The organism is Hahella sp. NS-SX17 (genome assembly GCF_057367735.1).
The window spans coordinates 1,449,509-1,464,632 of the sequence record NZ_CM170632.1 but is presented as its reverse complement, the minus strand read 5'-3'; the positions used below and the strand labels follow the sequence as shown (position 1 = coordinate 1,464,632).

The following is a 15,124-nucleotide window of genomic DNA, read 5'->3' as shown; positions in this document are numbered from 1 at the left end:
GCAATGTTAAATCAGCAAGCGTCCCCAACGATCAGGACAAGAGTCCAGAAATGCGCGAAAGTTATTTGAGTTTGAGCTATGTTGCTCGCCAGAGAACAAATGGAGGTCAGGGTCTATTTGCTGTGCGCTGGGAAGCTTCAGCCACCCCTCATCATAATGAAAGCTGAAATGCTCTCTATTCTTGGTGACAGTAGAGCGGAGTCTCCCAACCAAAACCGGTTCATCGAATTCCTCCCAGTCAGCAAATACAAAGACTTCAGTGTTCATTTTTGCTTACTCAGAAGCTTAATATCCTGTAGCTTGCGCCCCAATTCATCGTCACTGGCCACTTTCACCAAGTCCTCTACTAATCCCAGTACGCCTAATACAGCCACATAATGCCCCATAGACACTTTGGCGTCTCCTTGCTCGATTCTGCGAATGGTTAACCGGCTGAGCCCAGTCCGCTCGGAAATCAGAGTCTGAGTATAGTTTCTGCGCTTTCTGGCCAACTTTATGTTCTCACCTAACTGGGAGAGAACCTTTTGGTTCTTGGGAAAAACAATAGCGCTTCTTTTCTCACCAAGCATATCGAGTGATCACTACAGTTATCAAAAGGTGGTAATTTGATAATTATAGGAACCACAAAAGGATATAGCAAAGAAGATTTTTGACCACTAAAGCTACCAAATTCTCAGAAAAAGATAACCATAAGTCTCAGAATACTGAATTGGAATCGCGCCAGCCATTAGCGCCAATAACTGGTTCAAAAGGAAAGGCCGTTAAGCTACAAGGCGGGATGGTACTGAGTCCGCCCCCGATTAAAGGGGCGGACTGGGTGGGTTTAGTTTAGAAGCGGCACACCAGGGTCCAGCTGCCGTCGCTGCCTGGGGTGGATTGGGTCCACCAGCCTGCGCGGTAGACGACCTTGTTGTGGGACATCAGGTCGCCTGTGCCCGCGTGGTTGGGATTGCCCTGCCAGTCGCTCTGGGTCCAGTTGGGATAGACGTTCACTTTGCTGGGATCGACGTTGGCGTCGGCGCAGGAGCCGCCGTCGTTACCGCCATCATCACCACCGTCGTCTCTGCCATCGCCATTATCGCCGCCGTCCAAAGAGCCTGCGGGCAGTTCCGGATGCTCTTGTTTCAGGGCGAAGGTGGCGCCGCCGATTTTCACTCTCCAGCTGGAAGGCGTCGACATCGGCAGGTGGTAGTTGAGCGTGATGTCCATGCTCTCACCGTCCGCCAGGGCCTGATAGTTTTTCAGGGTGAACGCCACCTTATGGTGATCGTTCTCCAGGCCGCCAATGTTGTTGCCGGAGCTGTTAGCGCCGCTGGCGATAACTTTCAGGCCTACGCCGCTCTGATCGCTGATGGTGTCGGGAATCGCCGTGGGCACATTGAACTCAAAGGTGGTTCCGCCAGGGATGGTCTGCCCCGAGTTGTTGGTGATCTTCAGTTTGGGGTTGATCGGGTAGTTCTGATCGCCCAACTTGAAGCCGCTGATGCTGTACTTGATGTCCAGACTGGTCGCCGGCACATCGGAGCCGACCTGATCACCGTAAGGAGCCGCGTTTTTGAATGCGTCGTAGAACTGGGTGGTCAGGGTGTCGCCCATGAAGTACTCGCCCTTGTCCTCGTTCCAGTCGTAGTCGCCGGCCAGCTCCCAGAACATGACGCCGCCGATGCCGTTATCAACCACGTAATCAGCCTTAACGCCAATGGACTCCTCGTCTTCGATAGACAGGAACACCCGTTTTTCCGCATTCCACAACCAGGGCGCCACTGCAGTCGCGTCATAGTGACGGCTGTAGGAGCCGGTCAGCACATCAGTAGGATCGTTGGCCGGGTCAAGGCCATAATCCGCGATATAGCTGCCCGCTACGCCTTCCGCCAGGTTCTTGGCGTGCCACAGCGGGTTGGAGCCGGCGCCCATCTCATTGCCCTGTTTGTCCAGGTCATGCCAGATGTTGTCGATACCCACAGCGCCATGGCCGCAGTCGTTCTTATCGCCGGTTCCGGTACCAGGAGGACAGTTATTCTGGTCTGGCGCAGACGCAGTGCCCCACATCCCGTTGTCGCCGCCGTTCACACCCTGCCAGCCACGGCTGTAGTACGGCACGCCGATATTAATCCGGCCCGCCTGCATGGTTCCGCGGAAATACTTGTAAGCCCAGTCGGTATTGAGATAACCAATACGCTGATACTGTGAGGTGCTGTAGTAGTTCCACGCCTTTAGCTCTACGTCTTCGCCGGTGTCATACAATGCCGCGTTGGGGCCGACGAACTGGTTCCAGGCGCCGTGCAGGTCGTAAGTCATGATGTTGACGTAGTCCAGATACGGCGTGATCTGCATCACTTCCATGCCCCGCAACAGGTAACCTGAAGAGGGTGAGGCGATGGTCAGCATGTAGTGCTTGCCGTCTTCCGCCGAAGCGGCGTCCAGCTTCTCACGCAGGGTTTTCATCAGTTCCACGTAGGAAGCCATCAAACCGGCGCGTCGGGCGTTGGCGATGGAGAAATCATCCGGGTTGCCGGCGTCATTCATGCTGGTGGGATATTCGTAGTCGATATCCACCCCGTCAAAGCCATAGGAGCGCAGGAACGCCACCACTGAATCGGCGAAGGTGTTGATGCCCTGCTGGTTGATGCTGTTATCCGCGTTGGTGGTCATGGTGTAGAAACCGCCGCTGTCGACGCGCTTGCCGTCTTCATCGAAATAACCGCCGGTTTCCGCCCAGCCGCCGACAGAGATCAGGGTCTTCACATTCGGATGCTGTTTCTTGAACTTGTTCAACAGGTTGAAGTGGCCCTTGTAAGAATAACTTGGGTCCATTTCCGCGCCTTCCACGCCATCCCAGGTCAGGCCGGTGGCGGCGTTTTCCGGGTTGTTCACATTGCCCACGGAAATCTTGTTGTTTCCGTCTACATGAGCAAAAGCGTAGTTAATGTGGGTCAGCTTCTCCCAGGGAATATCGCTGGCGAGATAAGAGGGTGCGCCATTCTTGCCAGTGCGCCAGGACGTGAAGTAACCGATGATGCGGCGAGGATGATCTGCGCCCATTTTTTCACGGCCGTTTTCGTCGTAGATACTGCAGTACGGCACATCAACGCCTGGCGTCTGATACAGACCTTCCGGACGACAGTCTTCACCGCCAGGGTCGGTTCCGCCATTCACTTTGATAGCGACTGCCGGAGCCATGCCGCCCAGGCCTTTGTCATCAATCGCCTTGGCCGAAATACGGTGCGCGCCGGACTCGGCTTTCCAGTCCATTTCATAGGGCGCCGCGTCGTCTTCGCCGATCAAGGCGTTGTCTACATAGAACTCCACCTTGCTTACAGAGCCGTCTTCATCGGTCGCGTCGACGCTGATATTAACGCGGTCGTCCACATTGAACTCTTCCCCTGCTTTCGGGGAAGTGACGCTGGCGGTCGGCGCCTTGTTGTCCGGCGGCGTATCATCGTCGGAGACTTTAATGCTGGCCTTGCCGGACGTCGCGTCCGCATCGTCGTCGTCCACTGCAGTAGCGCTGACAGTGTGCTCGCCCAGCTCCGCTTTCCACTCTACGGAATAAGGCGCGCTGTCGTCCTCACCGACCACTTCGTCATTCACCATAAAGGTCACTTTGGCGACGGAGCCGTCCTCATCGGACGCGTCTGCGGATAACATGACAATGTCGCCGACGGCGTATTCAGAGCCGGACTTAGGCGCTGTCAACGTCACGCTGGGCGGTTTGTTATCAACAGGGCCGCCGTCGTCGCACTGCCCCAGGGGCTTCCATTCCTGCCAGTCGCCGGAATGAGTTTCAGGATCAGCGCCCTGCGACCAGTAGGCCGCCTCATAAGCGCTGTTTTTGTGCTTCACTTTCGCGCCGCCGGTGTATACGGCGCCGCTGTCCCAGTCGGAAAGACCCGCACAATCATAGGCGAACGCCGATTGACTGAGGGCTCCCGCAGCAATCAAGGTGGCGGTCAGCAATTTCATTTTCATAATTTACAGTCCTTTTACGGTCGCGGGCTTCATTGTCCCGCTGTTTGTTGTTTTTCATCAGTCACCACGGTGACGTCGAAAAAGTTCTCCACGCAGCGGCGATAGTCGCCTTGCGCCAGCGCGAAGTACGGGGTCTGATAGCCGACCAGCTTGCAGGCGAAAGATTTGCCTTCGGGCATGTCCGGGTAGTAACCCCAATCCTGATCCCAGTACACCTGCAATGCGCCGGAGCCCTGAGTGTCGAAGCTTTTCTGATCTTTACAGCCCAGCTCTTCGCCAGCGCCAATGGGGACGCTGAGCGCCTCTGCGTGGTTGCGGTAGTAGTCAATACGATTGACCGACTGCGGCTTCTCATACCCGTGGCCGCACTCAATGCCGCCGTTGATGATATTGGTCGTGGCGCCGAACCCCGGTTTGATACCCGACTGCGCATCATGGGCGTTAGGGGCCCAGGTTCCATCCACCACATGCAACATGCTGGGCTTGGGAGACGCGGGATAAACAAAGAAAAATACGGCGGAAGCCAGATTCAGCCAGGTATCAGCGACTTTTTCCGGATCGTTCAACAGCACTCTCACGTCACCGAACATGGCCTGCGAGAAGGGACCATAGTTATAGTTGTAACTGAGCTGTTTGGCGCCACGGCCAAAGTACTTCAGATAGTCGCCGCTGGCGTCTTTACCGCAGGGCCAGGTTTTGCCCTGCCAGGTGTCTGGACTACATTCCGCGTTGTAACCGCATCCTGAGTTATTGGCGTCGCACCCGGCTTCTCTAACGAACACCAGGCCTTGACGCCATTCAGGTATGGAGGAATTGCCGTCATGACCGCCGGTTTCCTGCGTGAAGTGAGCGAACATGGTCGCCAGGGATTTACGGCAGATGGCGTCGCTGTCGCGGCCATCGTCATAAGTTGAGCAGAAGCCTTCGAACTTTGCGACCGCCCTTAGGAAGCGGGTATAGGTGTAGGACTCATGGCGTTGCGGGAAGGTATCTTCAAACTGGGCGTCGGAGATGATGCTCTCCACCCGCTTGACGTTGGCCGGGTTGGAAGCCGCGCCGGGAACAACCGCCTCTACGACGCTGTTGTCCTGGGTTTTGACGGAATCTTTGACTTTGTTGAAGAGAGGCGTATCAGTGAGGCTGGCTTCCGCTGCGTCCAGCGCAGAGGCTTTCATGCTGTAGCCGCCGCCCGGTAGAGGTTGCGGCAGATCGCTGGCGCTGTCGTCGCCATCTCCCGGATTATCGCCTCCATCGCCGGGGCTGTCGCCACCGCTGCAGGAGGCGTCGCAAGGTCCCACTTGCTTCCAGGGGCCCCACTCTCCCGAGGCGGCGGGATCATCTCCCTGGGTCCAATATCTGGCCTGATAAATCGTATTGGCGGTGTGCGCCTGATCGCCGCCCTGATAAACGGCGTTGCTTTTCCACTCCGGCACAGCAGCCATGACCACTGCGCTGGATAGACAGAAAACAGAGGCTAATATCCCCATTCCGAATCTAAATTGAGTACGCATAGTTATTTCCTTGAGGCAAAACGTCCCGGCGTTTACGGGACTCCTTATTGGATTTTTGTAATAAGCGGCCCAGGCCGGTTTACTGGGCTGCGCCTTGCACGCCTCGTTAGGGCTATATTGGACCGCCTATACCGTACCACTTATATCAATGGACCTACCTACCACATGAGATTACTTATTATTGGTATCTCAATGGTATATATTAGTACACGAATTGGTATCATCCAGAAAGGTATTTTTTCTATGCAATTTGGCGGATGAAGTGAGTGGCCGCCAAGGCCGAAAGTCAATACGCAACAGTTTGTTTTATTTGGTTTTAACTTAGGGGAATCGTTATTTATTTGAGGCGAGTTAGTAGGGAAAACAAAGCGACGGGCATAAGAGGCCCTGCCTCTTATGCTTTTTTATTCTGAAAGATTACACCTGAAATGCAGTGGAAAGAGTTTTGAGTTCGTCCGCCAGACGACTTTGCTCGCCGGCGGCGGCGGAGATTTGATCCCCCGCATCCGCAGCAACCTGAGACTTTTCGCCAATCGATTGCATCTTGGAGGCGATATCGCCGCTGGCCTGCGCCTGCTGCTCTACCGCCGCCGCAATCTGCAAGGCGCGTTGATTGATATCGTGGATCGCCGTCAACACGTCATCCAGCACCTTGCGCACTTCGCCTGCGCCTACCACGCTTTTGTTGACGGAATCTTTGCTCGCCTCCACTTTCAACACCGCACGGCCGCTTTCGTCCTGGAAAGCCCGGATCATGTCTTCAATTTCCGTGGTTGAACTCTGGGTGCGTTGCGCCAGCGAACGCACTTCGTCCGCCACCACGGCGAACCCCCGTCCTTGCTCACCGGCGCGAGCGGCTTCAATGGCGGCGTTCAGGGCCAATAGATTAGTCTGTTCAGCGATGCTCTTGATCACATCCACCACCTGGAAAATGCGTTCGCTGCTGTCGCGTAAACTGCGAATGGAGGCGGACGCCTCGTCTACCTGCGCCGCGACGGTATCGATGGTCGCCGCCGCATCCGAAATCAGGCGATTGGCTTTATTCACCTGAGTATCAGCGGAGCTGGCTGCGCTTGAGGCGCTGGACGTGTTCTCTGCGACCTCTTTGATGGATGCGCTCATCTCCTCAACAGCGGAGGCGACCATGAGCGTATCCTGCTTCTGCGTTCCCAGACTATCCGCTGTGGTGGCCACCGTCACGGCGCTTTCCTCCGCCACTGAGGCCAGCTGTCCGCTGCACGAGGAGATCCGGTGCACCGCGTTGCGGAAATTATCCAACATGTCGTTCAACAGACCGGCGATTTCCCCCAGTTCATCTCCCGCCAGAACTTTCGCACGGCTGCGCAAATCCTTGCGAATGGATACGGCGCGCATGGTCTCCATCAAACTACTCACCTGCTTGCGCACTCCATTTGTCAGAAAAGCCGCCATGCCCGCCACCACACTCAGGGAGACAAGGGTGAACACACAGTTCCACCATAGCAAACTCAGATCATCGCTCTTAACCTGCTCGGCCAGCGCCAGAACATCATCCGTGAGCCGGTCTTCTATGTTTTTCAGCAAATTGATGCGCCCAGTGGCCTGTTTGAACCAGTCCGCCGCGTCCTGCTGCAACTCACCATTCAACGCAAGGCTGCGGTACCGCTCCACCTGCTCCGCCGCATCGCTTTGCAGCGTGCGCTTGCGATACTCAACCTGTTCAGGCTGGGCGAATTGATCGAAGGTTTCCAGGTAAACATTTTGTTCGCTCACCAGCCGTATAAACCTTTCATAGTTCCCAGGCGCAAAACTTCCCGCCGCGAAGGTATTGCTGAGCACGGCGCGCTCGATTCCCGCCCGTTCCTTGCCCTGCAGAAAATTGTAATAAGCCATCAGCGCCGAGCTGATCTGAGGCGTCACCGCGTCATCGGCGACAGTGGCCGCGGAGGAAAGCAGCAGAGCGTTAATCCTGGTGTAGTAGCCGATGGCTTCTGCGGCGGGAATATTCAGGCTGTCTACCCGTTGCCGGATCTGCGGCATTTGCGCCATCAAGTCATCGACGGTTTTCATCAGCGCCAGCAGTTGCGGCCTGACGATCATAGCGCGATGTTTTTCCAGAAAGGCGGATAATTCAGAACGACGCTGGTCCGTCAGAGCGCGCTGTTCTTTTAGCGTATCGCTGAACGCCTTGCCTCCCGACCCCAGATAGCCCGCGCTGGCCCCGCGTTCTTTTTGCAATTCGTGGGTCAGAAAACTGCTTTTCCCCGCCAGCGCCACCATATAGGTGAGATCATCCGCATGCCGATATTCCCGCAACGAGTCAGAGATAATCATATAGGCCAGTATCAACAGGCAGGCGACAGCAGGAGCCACCAGTAATATAAGCTTTTGAAAGAAATTGAGTTTCATGGGCAACTCCGTCCGCTGGGGAATATCCATCAAGGCCGATAATCTGACGCGCGGACGCTCAAAGCGGCCGCAACGTCTTTAACAATAGACTATCCGCTACGCTCATGCGCTTATTCAGCCATGAACGCAGGCAATCAATACTCCTATTCAGCTTTTGTTAAGGCAGTGGCGACTACAGTCCCCCCTCCTTGCGGGCAGGAATACTCCTTTCCTCAGTGGCGACCGTGAACACATCCGCAAGTAGGCTTATATAACCGCTCTTGATTTTCAGCAGGAAGAAAATATGTCTGAACCATTAATACCAACAACCCGTAAAGCCTTATTGGCAATCTCGATGATAGCGCTATCCAGCTATTCTTTTGCTGATCCCACCCCAGCCAAAGATCTTTTAAATAATGAAACGATGAATACTCTGAGCGGCGTTTTGGGTCGAGGAAAAGTATTACGGACCGGAGAGCTAAAAGAGGTTTGCTTTAGCGGAGAGTTGGTCGTACATGATATTAACGGAATCAAACAACGTCCTATCCGCAAGTTGGGCTTCACGTTACTGGAAAAAGCGCCTGAAGAATTATTTCAAGCATCGACAGGCGAACTTCTTGGCGCTGGTGAATCACAAGAAGAAATCAAGCAATTCCTGGAATTTATACATCCAACCCCCACCAGTCTGACATTCCTGGCGAGCGCAGAATATAACTCTAGCTGGATAAAACTAGAGGTTAATAGTTCATCGCCCAAGATTAATGAAGTTGGCGAACAGGCGCGGTTGCAGTCCAGTGACGAGTTTGTGAAGCGCTGCGGCGATAACCTGATAAACTATGCCAAGATTGGCGGTCGCTTCTACTTTGCAGTGCGTTTGGACTTTCCCAATCAAAAAATGGCGGCTCATGCCGAAGCAAGTGCGCCAGGGAATTATAGCCATGTTGATTCCGATACTTTAAAAGGCTGGATAGACCAACAGACAGCGAAACTCAGTCCTAATATAAATATAACCACAAGCGTCCTGCAACGAGGCGGAGACAAAGAGCTGCTTTCGGAGGTAGAGAACTTATTAAAAGAGCCAAAGGACTGTCTGGTTAATGGCGGCAATACTAATAAGTGTCATGCGCTGATGAATACCGCAGAGGAGTATGTTAAAGCCGGCGCACTGGACACCTTTCAAATGAAGCCAATTGTTACAGAAATTGACTCTGACCATTATTATAGATTTCCAGTCGATATTAATATCGGAGGCAGTCTTCCAGAGTACGACTTATATACAGCCCGTAGTAAACTAGCAACTAACTGGAAAAAGCAATTTGAATATAAGATGGCCCTTAGCGCTTTGCTTTATCAAAATATTGACGGGATAGTCAACGAGCACTGGGAAAGCTATTTTCAGGACTATGATCAGGCGCTAAGTGACGTCGACCATAATATAAACATGTTGAGTGAAGCTATCTCGATATGTAAGGCAGCGCAGGAAGCTTGCTACGCTTCATCCATCAATACTATCGCTAACCTTATACCAGTATCCTTGCCGTTAAAGCCTGCTTCCGTCTACCCAGGCACAGTTTACATTGGCGACACTCATCCAATGGAGCTGAGCTGCCAGGCCCCCGCAGGCTCTGTGATCACAGGGTTTGGCGCCAGAGTTAGAAACGATAACGTAAGAGGAATAAAAATAGCCTACCGAACCATAAATGCTGACAATACTCTCGGCAAGACGCACTACAAACAATGTGGCTCAGGGGTAGAGCTGTTCGCAGAAGTTCCTGACGGCGATGTATTGACAGGTTTAGGAGTAGGAGCGCATAGAGATAATCTTACCTCCATCAAGTTGTACCAGTCTCGATGGAACTCTGAAAGCAGAATTCTCAACTACAGCGGGGAGGCCCCATTTGGTCGAATCTATCATTCAGAGAAGACGATCATCCCACACAATCTCCAGACTCCTAACTATTTCGTACAATCCTCTAGGGCTGCAATCTCCTATATTGGCCTAAAAGTCACTAACGACAACATCTCTGGGCTGCGTTTGGGGTATAACTGGATGGAATAGGTTCACTCACATCATCCCAACGCTGACGCCATAAACTTTGTTTTGTCATTGCGGAGGGGGTTTAAAGGCACGTCAGCGAGCGGCGCGCCTGCCAGACCATTCGTTCGCTGACGCCGCAGCCAGTGTTCCTGCCGCTGCAGTATCTCCCGGTATTGCGCCGGGGGCATGCCGGTCCAGCGTTGGAAGGCGCGGCTTAAGGCGCTTTGTTCAGAGAAACCGACCTGCGCTGCAATGGCGGCGAGGTCGAGTTTGGTGGTCTGCATCAGCGTCAGGGTCTGCATGAATTTACGACGGTCCAGTAATGTGCGGAAGCTGGCGTGCTCGCTTTTCAGCTGTTTGCCCAGCTCAATGGGCTCCATGCCCAGTCGGGACGCCACCATTTCCATACTGGGAAACAGCTCCCCCGGCAGTTCCGCCAATACCCGATTGACCTGGGCGGAGACATTGTGCGAGCCCGGCCCGAGCATTTTCAGCAGGCGCTCTTTCAAGGCTTCGAAAACCAGACTGTCGCCCACGCAAAGCGTGTCGCGGTTAACGCCTTCCAGGGAAAAGCGCACGGAATCCACCGGGCTGTGAAAGCTTACCCGACAGCCCAGTTCTTTCTCATACTGCACCGGGTCGCCCACTGGCGCATGCCTGAAGGTGACCAACGTCGCCCGCGCCTTGATGCCGGAGATACGGCTGCCCAGGGCCTTCCAGCAACTGATGAACGCCTCCACCAGATGGTCCAGCATGAGCTTGCGCGGCCAGTTATCCTTGAAAACACAGGTGACGGCGTCTTCTTCCACTATCAACTGTAACTCTCCAATGGAGCTGACCGCCCGCTGCGCTTTGCGCAGCACGGACAGCGCTTGCTCCACGGAAGGCGCAGAGCTGACGATATAGCCTAGAATGGAATAAGTCGAGGCGTCGATTTCCGCCCCGAACTTTAACCCCATGTAGGGATCGCGGGTATCCGCCAGCGCCCGGGCGGTGAGCTCGTTGAGCATGCGCGCAGGAACCCAGCAACGTTCGTCCAACAACTCCCTCAGCCCCTTCACCGCCCCCACCAACGCCTGCTCGTCGAGCCGGCTCTCTCGTAGATAAGCAAGATATGAAAACACGAAGCTACAGTGGATAGATGGCTCAACACCCTGTTTTACGAACGACATAGACACTTCCTTACAACAACTAAAACTTGATTACGTCCTTATGATCACGCGTGATGGCAGGCGACACGGCGTTGGCCGTCCGCTACCGAGCGCAGTTCTGGTTTGGTCTCTTCACAAACCTGCGTCGCCATGGGACAACGGGTGACGAAAGGACAACCCGCCGGGGGATTGATGGGCGACGGCAAATCCCCTTCCAGCAACAGCACGTCCTTGCCGCGTTCCAGTTCCGGGTCAGGAATCGGCACCGCAGAAATCAACGCTTTGCTATAAGGATGCAGCGGCTCCCGATACAGATCGCGACTGTTAGCCACTTCCATGACATGCCCCAGATACAACACCATGACCCGATCGCTGATGTACTTCACCAGGTTAAGATCATGGGCGATGAAGATCAGCGACAGTCCCAGTTCCCGCTGCAGCTTTTTCAGCAGGTTGACGATCTGCGCCTGAATGGAAACGTCCAGGGCGGACACCGGCTCGTCGCAGATAATCAAATCCGGCTCCAGCACCAGGGCGCGGGCGATGCCCACGCGCTGGCATTGACCACCGGAGAATTCGTGAGGGTAACGATTAACCTGGTTGGCGTGCAGGCCGACCGTTTCCATGATGCTGACCACTTTCGCCTCCCGCTCCGCAGAAGACATAGACGGATAGTGGGTCTTCAACGGCTCGGCGATGATCTCTCCCACGGTCATGCGTGGGGACAGCGAGGCGATGGGGTCCTGAAACACCATTTGCAGCTTCTGGCGTCGCTTGCGCAACTGTGAGGGCGAGAGTCCGAGCATGTCCTCTCCCTGCCACACGACTTTGCCCTGCACGTTCTGCAGCATGCCGAGAATCGCGCGAGCCAGAGTGGACTTCCCGCATCCGGACTCGCCTACGATGCCGAGAATTTCCCCTGGATACAGATCGAAGCTGATGTGGTTCACCGCCTTCAGTTGCAACGCCTCTCCCCGCCACGGCCAGACGCCGCTACGCGGCAAGTCGAAGCGGACGCAGAGATCCTGAACTCTTAATATGGGGTTGGCGCTGCTCATTGGGCGGCTCCTCTCATCATGTCGGCATTACCTTTGTTCTTATATTGCAACGTCTTCATACGACATCTCCGCGTACTCCGGCCTCCAACTCCATGCGCGCGCCGGCGGCGGGCGGCTCTTTTCTGGGCGGGGGCGTCCAGGGCTTATGGCACGCCCGCAAACGAGATGCTGGAAACGTCTCCAGCGCAGGGACTCGCGCCTCGCACTGTTCACCCGCCTCACAGCATCGCTCCGCAAACGGGCATCCCGCTGGCGGATTCAACAGATTCGGTGGATTGCCGGGAATAGAGTAAAGCTCATCGCCTTCGTCATCCGGCCTGGGAATCGCTTTCAACAGTCCCTGGGTATAGGGATGGGACGGCGTTTTGAAAATATCCAGAGTGGAGCCGTACTCCATCATGCGCCCGCCATACATGATCATCGTGTGATCGCAGGCGCCGGCGACAATACCCAGATCATGGGTGATCAGAATGATCGATATGCTGAGTTCCCGCTGCAGTTCTTTCAACAAGTGCATAATCTGGGCCTGAACCGTTACGTCCAAGGCAGTGGTCGGTTCGTCCGCGATCAGCATCTGTGGATTGCAAAGCAGCGACATGGCGATCATCACCCGTTGTCGCATGCCCCCCGAAAATTCATGGGGGTACATGTTCACCCGCTCCCGCGCCTGCGGAATGCGCACCGCGTCGAGCATACGGATGGCTTCGTTGAGCGCGTCCTTTTTCGTCATCCCTTTATGGTGCATCAATACTTCCGACAACTGATCGCTGACCCGCATAAAGGGATTCAATGAGGTCATTGGGTCCTGAAAGATAATGCCGATTTCTTTCGAGCGGATGCGATTCAGCTCCTGCTCGCTGAGGCCAATCAGCTCGCGTCCGTTGAACTTGATGCTGCCGGACACCTGGGCGTTGTTGGCCAGCAGGCCGAGGATGGCGAACACGCTCTGGCTCTTGCCGGAGCCGGATTCGCCGACAATGCCCAGAGTGGCGCCCTTTTCTACGGTGTAGCTCAGGCCGCTGACCGCCTTGACCGATCCTTCGGGAGTGCTGAAGGACACGCTTAGATTTTCTACTTGCAACAATGACATAACCTTCGCCTCAATTACCCTTGGGATCTAATGCGTCGCGTAACCCATCGCCGATGAAGTTAAAGCAGAACAGCGTGGCGATCAGCAGCGTCATGGGAAACGCCAGCATCCAGGGGGTGCTGCGCATGTTGTCAGCGCCTTCCGAAATCAGCGCGCCCCAGGAGGTTTGCGGTTCAGAAACGCCCAGGCCGAGAAAAGAGATGAATGACTCGAACATGATCATTTCCGGCACCAGCAGTGCGGCGTAAACGATAACAACGCCCAGCAGGTTGGGAATGACGTGACGCAGGATAATCACCATGGGATGCACGCCAACGGTGAAGGCGGCCTCAATAAATTCCTTGCGCTTCAGGCTCAGAGTCTGCCCCCGCACGATACGCGCCATGTTCAACCAGCTCACCGCACCGATGGCGACGAACATCAACAGCACGTTGCGTCCGAAAATCGCCATCAATACGATGACCAGAAACATAAACGGAAACGCGCTGAGCACGTCCACCAAGCGCATCATCAGGCTGTCGACTTTACCGCCGACAAACCCGGATATAGCGCCGTATAAGGCCCCGATAACCACCGCCACAAACGCGCCTAGCACGCCGATCATCAACGAGATCCGGCTGCCCTGCACCGCTCTCTGGTATAGGTCGCGACCCACATGATCAAGGCCGAAGTAGTGTCCATTTTCGAGGCTGGGCTGGCCCTGTTCGTAGATATTGCTCAAGCGTCCCCAATCAATGGTTTCGTTGCTCCAATCTGAGGCATAGTGCCCTAAAAGTGAGAACGCCAGCAGCAGCGCCAGCACGCCCAGGCTGATCAACGCCGCTTTGTTGCGCGCGAAGCGCCTGGCCGCGTCCGCCCACAGGCTGCGGCCTTTGTATTTGCCCATGTTGGCGGCCATCGCCGCCACGCCTTTGTCTTTGCCCATCAACAGCATGATTCGTATTCCTTGTTATCCGGTTCGCTAAGTTCGCCGCTATCAGTAGCGGATGCGCGGGTCGAGCACGGTGTAGAGGATGTCCACTAACGCGTTGAAGAAAATAGTCAACGCGCCCACCAGAATGGTGACGCCGAGAATCAGGGAATAGTCGCGATTGATCGCGCCGTTGACGAAGTGCTGGCCGATGCCGCCGGTGGAGAACACTTTATCCACCACCACGGAACCGGTCACGATCCCAACGAACGCCGGCCCTAAATAGGAAATGACCGGAATCATGGCGGGCTTAAGGGCGTGACGCAGAATAATATGACTGCGCGGCAGTCCCTTGGCGCGGGCGCGCTGGATAAAGGTGCTGTTGATGGTTTCGATCATGCTGCCGCGGGTGATGCGGGCGACCTGCGCCACATAAGACGTGGCCATGGCGACGATGGGCAGAATCAGGTACTCGATGCGCCCCCCTTCCCAGCCGCCGGCGGGCAGCCATTTCAGATACACCGCAAAGACCATGACGCATAGCGGCGCCAGCACAAAATTGGGCAGCATGACCCCGGACATGGCGAAGGTCATTCCCGCGTAATCGGGCCATCGGTTCTGATTGAGCGCCGCCACCACGCCAATCCCGATACCAAGAACCACGACAATCACGAAAGAGAGCACCCCGATATAGGCGGACCTGGGGAAGCTCGCTGAAATCAGTTCATTGACCGTATGGTCTTTGTATTTGAAAGAAGGCCCCAAGTCCCCTTGAACCAGATCGCCAAGATAATAGAAATACTGTTTCCATAATGGCTGGTCTAAATGGTATTTGGCTTCGATGTTTTTCATCACCGCTTCCGGGACCTTGCGCTCATTGGTGAAAGGTCCGCCCGGCGCGGCGTGCATCAACGTAAATGAGATAGTGACGAGTATCAGCAGCGTAGGAATCGCCACCAACAATCTTCTGATGATGAAGCTCAGCATGTTTTTATTTTCCCACTAGAGTAGAGCCGCCTGTGTGCGCAGG

At 55.0% G+C, this 15,124-nt stretch carries 11 protein-coding genes; 1 reads left to right on the top strand and 10 read right to left on the bottom strand.

The annotated features are described in order from the left end of the window. Positions 1-6: 6 nt before the first annotated feature. The 5 genes from AC2IBB_RS06590 to AC2IBB_RS06570 form a co-directional block, all read right to left on the bottom strand. The gene (locus tag AC2IBB_RS06590) at positions 7-267 is read right to left on the bottom strand and encodes a hypothetical protein (protein WP_486332102.1); all 261 of its coding nucleotides are present in this window, start codon (positions 265-267) and stop codon (positions 7-9) included. Continuing rightward, complete coding sequence (locus AC2IBB_RS06585) at positions 264-491, bottom strand: helix-turn-helix domain-containing protein (RefSeq protein ID WP_238384971.1); 228 nt, start codon at positions 489-491, stop codon at positions 264-266. The genes AC2IBB_RS06590 and AC2IBB_RS06585 overlap by 4 nt, the downstream gene beginning before the upstream one ends. A gap of 337 nt (positions 492-828) precedes the next feature. After that, positions 829-3,969 carry a chitinase C-terminal domain-containing protein gene (locus AC2IBB_RS06580; RefSeq protein ID WP_486332101.1) on the bottom strand — a complete coding sequence of 1,047 codons (3,141 nt, stop codon included), beginning with the start codon at positions 3,967-3,969 and terminating at the stop codon, positions 829-831. Positions 3,970-3,998: 29 nt separating this feature from the next. Then, a complete protein-coding gene (locus AC2IBB_RS06575) occupies positions 3,999-5,480 on the bottom strand; it encodes a glycoside hydrolase family 19 protein (protein WP_486332100.1) in 1,482 nt (493 codons plus the stop codon). Between the two features lie 417 nt (positions 5,481-5,897). Next, on the bottom strand, positions 5,898-7,868 hold the full coding sequence (locus AC2IBB_RS06570; RefSeq protein ID WP_486332099.1) for a methyl-accepting chemotaxis protein: 1,971 nt from the start codon (positions 7,866-7,868) through the stop codon (positions 5,898-5,900). Positions 7,869-8,151: 283 nt separating this feature from the next. On the opposite strand from AC2IBB_RS06570, the gene AC2IBB_RS06565 reads away from it, so the two are divergent. Next, entirely contained in the window at positions 8,152-9,906 is a 1,755-nt protein-coding gene (locus AC2IBB_RS06565) for a hypothetical protein (protein WP_486332098.1), read from the top strand. Positions 9,907-9,917: 11 nt separating this feature from the next. Here the strand turns inward: AC2IBB_RS06565 and AC2IBB_RS06560 are convergent, their stop codons facing one another. Genes AC2IBB_RS06560 through oppB form a run of 5 tightly spaced genes read right to left on the bottom strand, consistent with a single transcriptional unit; the run spans position 9,918 to position 15,081 of the window. Beyond that, on the bottom strand, positions 9,918-11,057 hold the full coding sequence (locus AC2IBB_RS06560; RefSeq protein ID WP_486332097.1) for an AraC family transcriptional regulator: 1,140 nt from the start codon (positions 11,055-11,057) through the stop codon (positions 9,918-9,920). A 44-nt stretch (positions 11,058-11,101) separates the two neighbouring features. Beyond that, the gene (locus AC2IBB_RS06555; protein ID WP_486332096.1) at positions 11,102-12,094 is read right to left on the bottom strand and encodes an oligopeptide/dipeptide ABC transporter ATP-binding protein; all 993 of its coding nucleotides are present in this window, start codon (positions 12,092-12,094) and stop codon (positions 11,102-11,104) included. A 55-nt stretch (positions 12,095-12,149) separates the two neighbouring features. Continuing rightward, a complete protein-coding gene (locus tag AC2IBB_RS06550; RefSeq protein WP_486332095.1) occupies positions 12,150-13,184 on the bottom strand; it encodes an oligopeptide/dipeptide ABC transporter ATP-binding protein in 1,035 nt (344 codons plus the stop codon). A gap of 10 nt (positions 13,185-13,194) precedes the next feature. Next, the gene (locus AC2IBB_RS06545; protein WP_011395082.1) at positions 13,195-14,118 is read right to left on the bottom strand and encodes an ABC transporter permease subunit; all 924 of its coding nucleotides are present in this window, start codon (positions 14,116-14,118) and stop codon (positions 13,195-13,197) included. Positions 14,119-14,160: 42 nt separating this feature from the next. Then, positions 14,161-15,081, bottom strand: a complete 921-nt coding sequence (gene oppB / locus AC2IBB_RS06540) for an oligopeptide ABC transporter permease OppB (RefSeq protein WP_486332094.1) — start codon at positions 15,079-15,081, stop codon at positions 14,161-14,163. Between the last annotated feature and the right edge of the window lie 43 nt (positions 15,082-15,124).

Excerpts from the sequence above, each read along its gene's own strand:
- AC2IBB_RS06575 (WP_486332100.1), bottom strand. The coding sequence starts at position 5,480 with ATGCGTACTCAATTTAGATTCGGAATGGGGATATTAGCCTCTGTTTTC.
- AC2IBB_RS06555 (WP_486332096.1), bottom strand. The coding sequence starts at position 12,094 with ATGAGCAGCGCCAACCCCATATTAAGAGTTCAGGATCTCTGCGTCCGC.
- oppB (WP_486332094.1), bottom strand. The coding sequence starts at position 15,081 with ATGCTGAGCTTCATCATCAGAAGATTGTTGGTGGCGATTCCTACGCTG.
- AC2IBB_RS06590 (WP_486332102.1), bottom strand. The coding sequence starts at position 267 with ATGAACACTGAAGTCTTTGTATTTGCTGACTGGGAGGAATTCGATGAA.
- AC2IBB_RS06550 (WP_486332095.1), bottom strand. The coding sequence starts at position 13,184 with ATGTCATTGTTGCAAGTAGAAAATCTAAGCGTGTCCTTCAGCACTCCC.
- AC2IBB_RS06580 (WP_486332101.1), bottom strand. The coding sequence starts at position 3,969 with ATGAAAATGAAATTGCTGACCGCCACCTTGATTGCTGCGGGAGCCCTC.
- AC2IBB_RS06570 (WP_486332099.1), bottom strand. The coding sequence starts at position 7,868 with ATGAAACTCAATTTCTTTCAAAAGCTTATATTACTGGTGGCTCCTGCT.
- AC2IBB_RS06565 (WP_486332098.1), top strand. The coding sequence starts at position 8,152 with ATGTCTGAACCATTAATACCAACAACCCGTAAAGCCTTATTGGCAATC.
- AC2IBB_RS06560 (WP_486332097.1), bottom strand. The coding sequence starts at position 11,057 with ATGTCGTTCGTAAAACAGGGTGTTGAGCCATCTATCCACTGTAGCTTC.
- AC2IBB_RS06545 (WP_011395082.1), bottom strand. The coding sequence starts at position 14,118 with ATGCTGTTGATGGGCAAAGACAAAGGCGTGGCGGCGATGGCCGCCAAC.